4 protein-coding genes are annotated in these 5913 nt (G+C 59.9%); all 4 read left to right on the forward strand.

What is annotated here, in order from left to right; genetic code table 11:
• Positions 1–272 precede the first annotated feature (272 nt).
• Complete coding sequence (speA, locus tag KBZ07_RS15070) at positions 273–2213, forward strand: biosynthetic arginine decarboxylase (RefSeq protein WP_254932375.1); 1941 nt, start codon at positions 273–275, stop codon at positions 2211–2213.
• 4 nt (positions 2214–2217) lie between these two features.
• Entirely contained in the window at positions 2218–2556 is a 339-nt protein-coding gene (locus tag KBZ07_RS15075) for a DUF3307 domain-containing protein (protein ID WP_254932376.1), read from the forward strand.
• A 36-nt stretch (positions 2557–2592) separates the two neighbouring features.
• A complete protein-coding gene (locus KBZ07_RS15080) occupies positions 2593–4044 on the forward strand; it encodes a mechanosensitive ion channel family protein (protein WP_254932377.1) in 1452 nt (483 codons plus the stop codon).
• A 118-nt stretch (positions 4045–4162) separates the two neighbouring features.
• The coding region (locus KBZ07_RS15085) for a chemotaxis protein CheA (protein ID WP_254932378.1) at positions 4163–5913 on the forward strand (1751 nt) is incomplete at its 3' end.

Raw genomic sequence — 5913 nt, forward strand, 5'->3', positions numbered from 1 at the left:
CACTTGCCGTTGATATACGAACCCTGATGCGGCATGGGATTGTCTCGACGCAAGAATTACTCACTACATTTTGCCCGCGACCCCGAAAGGTAGAAATCGATCCGCCTCAAATCCCCCCTTAAGGGGGGAGTGATGTGGAGCGGACGTCATCCATGGCTCACCGGGCGGAGTAAGTCAGGGTCAGCAGAGCCAACCCGTCGAATCGGGCCGAACCGCAGCCCCGGCCACTGACAAGATTCCAGTCACGCAACCCGCCACAACCCAAAGGCCCGATGGTGCTCGCCAATCCCACCGGCACCTGGACCGCCGCCGACGGCGCCGCCCTTTACGGCCTCGAGCGCTGGGGGGATCCCTACTTCTGCGTCAGCGAGCGGGGCCATGTGATGGTTCAACCCCGCGGCGACCGGGGCGGCTCCCTCGATTTGGTGGAGCTGGTGCAGGAGCTGCAGGGCCGCGACCTGTCGCTGCCACTGCTGATCCGCTTCGACGACATCCTTGAAGACCGGCTAGAGCGCCTGCATGGCGCCTTTGAGCGGGCCATCGCCCAGTACGGCTACGGCGGCCGCTACCAGGGCGTATTCCCTGTCAAGTGCAACCAGCAGCGCCACGTGGTGGAGCAGCTGGTGGAGAGCGGCCGCCGCTGGCACTTCGGCCTGGAGGCCGGCAGCAAGGCCGAGCTGCTGATCGCCCTCTCCCTGTTGGACGACCCGGAAGCCCTGCTGATCTGCAACGGCTATAAAGACCAGCGCTACATCGAAACGGCGATCCTGGCCCGGCGCCTGGGCCGTCAGCCGGTGGTGGTGATCGAGCAGGCCGATGAGGTGGGGCGGATCATCGCCGCCAGCGGCGAACTCGGTGCCGCCCCCCTGCTCGGCATCCGCGCCAAGCTCTCGGCCCGCAGTACTGGGCGCTGGGGCAGCTCGGTGGGGGAGCGGGCCAAGTTTGGGCTCTCGGTGCCGGATCTGCTCGCCAGCGTGGAGGCCCTGCGGGCCGCCGACCTGCTCGGTGAGCTGCGCCTGCTGCACTTCCACATCGGCAGCCAGATCAACGACATCGCCGTGCTCAAAGATGCCCTGCAGGAGGCTGGCCAGATCTACGCCGAACTGACCCGCCTGGGGGCGCCAATGGGCTATCTCGACGTGGGGGGCGGCCTGGGCATCGACTACGACGGCAGCCGCACCGCCAGTGCCGCCTCCACCAACTACTCCCTCCAGAACTACGCCAACGACGTGGTGGCAACGGTGAAGGAGTGCTGCGAGCCCCACGGCATAGCCGTGCCCACCCTGGTGAGCGAAAGCGGCCGGGCCCTCGCCAGCCACTTCTCGGTGCTGGTGTTCGACGTGCTCGGAGCCGGCACCCTGCCGGGCGCCTTGCCGCCCGCCCAGGAGGGCGAAGCCCTGATCCTGCGCAACCTGCGCGACACCCACGCCGCCATCGAGGCGCCGGATGGGGGGGGCGACGCCCTGCAGGAGGCCTGGAACGATGCCCTCAAGTTCAAGCACGACGCCCTGGCCGCCTTCCGCCTGGGCTACTTGAGCCTGCCCGAACGGGGCCTGGCCGAGCAGCTCACCTGGGCCTGCTGCCAGGCAATCGCCGCCCGCCTAGGGGCGCTCCCCGCCGGCAGCGCCATTCCCCAGGAGCTTCAGGCCCTGCCGGCCGCCCTGGCCTCCACCTATTACGCCAACGTCTCGGTTTTTCGCTCAGCGCCAGACACCTGGGCAATCGACCAGCTGTTTCCCGTCATGCCGATCCAACGACTGCAGGAGCGCCCCGATGGTCTGGGTAGCTTCGCCGACCTCACCTGCGATTCCGATGGCAAAATTGCCCGCTTCATCGACAGCGGCCAGGTGAAACCGCTGCTGGAGCTCCACAACCTGCGGCCCGGTGAGCCCTACCTCATCGGCCTGTTCCTCGGCGGGGCCTACCAGGAGGTGATGGGCAACCTGCACAACCTCTTCGGCAGCACCAACGCCGTGCACCTGCGCCTCAAGGCCAGCGGCGGCTACCAGATCGACCATGTGGTGCGGGGCGACACCAATGCCGAAGTGTTAGAAGCAATGGAACACGATCCCCAGCTGCTGTTGGAGCGGCTGCGAATGGCCAGCGAGGCGGCGATCGGCCGGGGGAAGCTAGGAATAAGCGACGCCCGCCGGCTGATGGCCCACCTGGAAGCCAGCCTGCGCCAAACCACCTATCTACAGCCCTGGGCTTGAACAAATGGATTGGACCCTGCCGGAGCTGGTGCTGATGCTGGGCTTTGCCCATTGCCTCTGCGACTTTCCCCTGCAGACAGACAAGATGGCCATTGGCAAATGCCCCGGCTGCGGCCAGGTGGGTGTGGCCTGGGGCTACTGGATGGCCAGCCATTGCGGCACCCACGCCCTGGCGGTGGCCCTGATCACGGGGATGCCCTGGCTGGGGGCTGCAGAATTTGCTGCCCATTTCCTCATCGACCTGCTCAAATGCCGCAAGCTGATCAATCTCGCCACAGACCAAAGCCTCCATCTTCTCTGTAAAATTAGCTGGGCAATCTGCAGCCTGGCGCTGATCTCATAACCATGGCCGGCTGAAATGCTCAATCTGGGAGTCCTGATGACAGCCCTGGGCCTGGTGATCCTGCTGGTAGCCCTATGGCTGACCTGCAGGCGCACCAAGCTGGCCCCGGTGCCCCTACGCCTGCCAGGCCTGGCAATCCTGATCTGGATTGCGCACGCCAGCCTGCCGGCGAGCATTGCGGCATCTGAAAATAAACTCTGGCTGGATTTAACCCTGCATCTGGGCCAAAGTTATGCAGCCCTGCAACTGGCGTTCTGGCTAACGCTGGAATTACCGGCTCCGATCAGCTGGTGGCCCCATCCGCCCAAGATCCTGCGCGACCTTGGCGCCCTAACAATCGGCGCCGCTCTCACCCTGATCGTGCTGCAGAGGGCGGCCGATATCAACGTGGTCGGCCTGGTGACCACATCGGCCATTTTGACAGCCGTTATCGGCCTGGCGGCCCAGGAAGCCCTCAAGGACCTGTTTGCTGGAATCATGCTGCGGGTCGACAGCCCATTTGAAGAAGGCGATTACCTAGAGCTCGGCGATAACGTAAACGGTTGGGTAGTTTCCCTGACCCTGCTGAGCACACGCCTACGCCATGTTCACGGCGCCCTGATCACGCTGCCAAACAGCATGATGTGGCAGAAAAACATGCGGCGCTTCAGCCCCAAGGGTCCGATCGCCCGAGAATTGCACATCAATCTCGACAGGGAACTACCGCCCAACCAGGCGACGGAGCTGCTGCTAAAAGTAGCGGAAAGCTGCCCGAGTGTGCTGAAGAACCCGGCGCCAGAGGCGATTGTCTATGCCTATCACGACTACGCCAACACCTACGAACTTGAGGTGTGGCAGGAAGATCCCACCGACCTGGGCTACGACGAACTGAGGGGGGAGGTGCTCAGCCAGATCTGGTATGCCCTTGAGCGCATAGATCAACGGGTACCCTACCCAATTACGGAATTTAAAAGACGCCTGGGTAGCTCAGGGCCGGAGAGCCCCTTCACATACGATCTGCAAGACCGGATTGCAATCCTGGCCAAGAGTCCTTTGTTTGGCCAACTCACCGAAAGCCAGCTTGGCGGCATCTCAAAACTGACCCGCTGCATCCGCTTTGGCCAGGGGGAGAGGATCATCGTGGAAGGCGATGAAGGCAACACTCTCTACCAAATTGTCAGCGGCGAGGTTGCGGTTATAAAGAAAATGCAGGACGGTGAATTGCGCGAGCTTGCCCGCCTCAGTGCCCCGGCAATTGTCGGCGAGATGAGTGTTTTCAACGAGGAGCCCCGCAGTGCCACAATTGAAGCATTGGGGTCCTGTGTTGTTCTGGAAGTTGAACGCGACGACCTGCGCCCACTCCTGCAGCATGAGCCGAAGGTGCTGGAGATGCTTGCTGCTGTGATTAGCCAGAGGAGGGCAGAATTACTAAAACTCAGCTCTGAAACAAAGCTCCAACAGGAGGGCTCCCTGCTCAGCAAGATGCGAATGATGTTCCTGGGCCTATAGGGGATATTGAGCGGCATGGGCCCTGATTGCCGTGGCAGGCAAAGCCCGTTATAACAAGGGCAATGTTAAGGTCACGGAGCACGCCCATGGGCGATATTCGTGCTGATTGGTGCTGCCCATGGCCCTGCTGGACGAGTCAACGGAGGAGCTGCTGCAGGAGATTGCCCTTGAGCTCGCCTTTGTTCAATCAGGCGGCCAGAGCAGCATTACTGCGCTGATCTCCTCCCTAGGCAAACTCCAGCAAATCGCAGCCGCCCAGGGAAGGGAAAAGGCGCTGCAATTGAGTGAGGAACTGGGTGGCTGGCTTGTTGAGCTTGGATCCCGTGGTACTGCCCTAGATGCAGGGGAACTAGAGACTCTCCAGCAAAAATACCAGCCCCTTGAGAAGGCACTCTATGCCGAAGCAAACAAAACAGAAGCTGGATTTACGATCAATCTGGAAAGTCAGGACGACCTCGAACTGCTCAATGAATTCTGCAATGAGGGCAAGGATCTGCTCTCACAGGTAGAACAAGGTGTGCTGGTTTTAGAAGAGGATCCCGCCCATAGGGAAACCCTCAACCAGGTGTTTCGCGCCTTTCACACCTTCAAGGGCGGTGCTGGATTCCTGGGGCTCGAGCCGATCAAAGACCTAGCCCATAACTTGGAATCCCTGCTTGATGCGGCAAGGCAAAATAGCCTTGTCATTGACAGACATGTCATCAACCTGATCCTGGCTGGGGGGGATACCCTGCGCAAGTTTGTGGATGGAATAGAGCAAACAATCCGCAGCGACAACAAAACAGCTCCAATCATCGTGCCGACAAGGGAGCTGATCGAAAGGGTGAGGAGCACCCTCGATGGCAATCCTGCTGAGGTGAAGGTCGAAAAGCCCAGCGAAACAAGCGTGCCAGCAAGTGTGCCCGCCGACGAAGCGAAAATCATTCCACCAATAGCCGAAATCAATAAGTCAATCCCTACCTTACCCAAGGAAATAGAGGAGCCACAGCCAAAGCCAACCCCAAAACCAAAAGCGACCAACCTCAGTAACTTTGTCAAAATTGATACCCAAAAACTCGACGCCCTGATCGATCTGGTGGGGGAGCTGGTGATTGCGAAATCGATGGTGGTTGAACACCCAGTGGTGGCTGGGCAGCAATCGGAGGAGCTCTCGCGGGAACTGAGGCAGCTTTCACGAATTGCCGCCGACCTCCAGCGCAATGCGATGTCATTGCGGATGGTGCCGATCCGCACCACCTTCCAAAAGATGAATCGCCTGGTTCGCGACCTAGCAAATAGCCAAAACAAGCAAATCTGCCTGATTACCAAGGGGGAAGATACTGAGTTGGATCGCAACATCGTCGAAGCCCTTGCCGAGCCGATGATTCACATGTTGCGCAATTCAATTGACCATGGCATCGAGCGCCCCGCCGAGAGAGAAGGCCTGGGCAAATCAGCTGAAGGAAAGATTGAAATTGAAGCCTGTCACCAAGCCGGAGGTATCTTGATCAGAATTGAAGATGATGGTCGCGGCATTGATCCCGCTCGGGTGCTGGCAAAGGCAAGGGAAAGGGGCATTATCGACAGCGATTTCAATGGCAACACCCATGAAATACTTAGCCTGATCTTCGAACCAGGCTTCTCTACGGCTGAAACAGTTACTGATGTCTCCGGCAGAGGCGTTGGCATGGATGTGGTGAGGGGAAGTATCTCCAGGCTGCGAGGAAGGATCGACGTGCAATCGGTGGTGGGCAAAAGCACCACATTCAGCATTTATCTACCCCTGACACTTGCCATCATAGACGGTATGCTGGTAGGAGCTGGCAACCAACGTTGTATCATCCCGACCCTTTCGATTCAGGAATCGTTCAAGCCAACAGCAAGCATGTT

It is taken from the genome of Cyanobium sp. BA20m-14 (genome assembly GCF_024346295.1).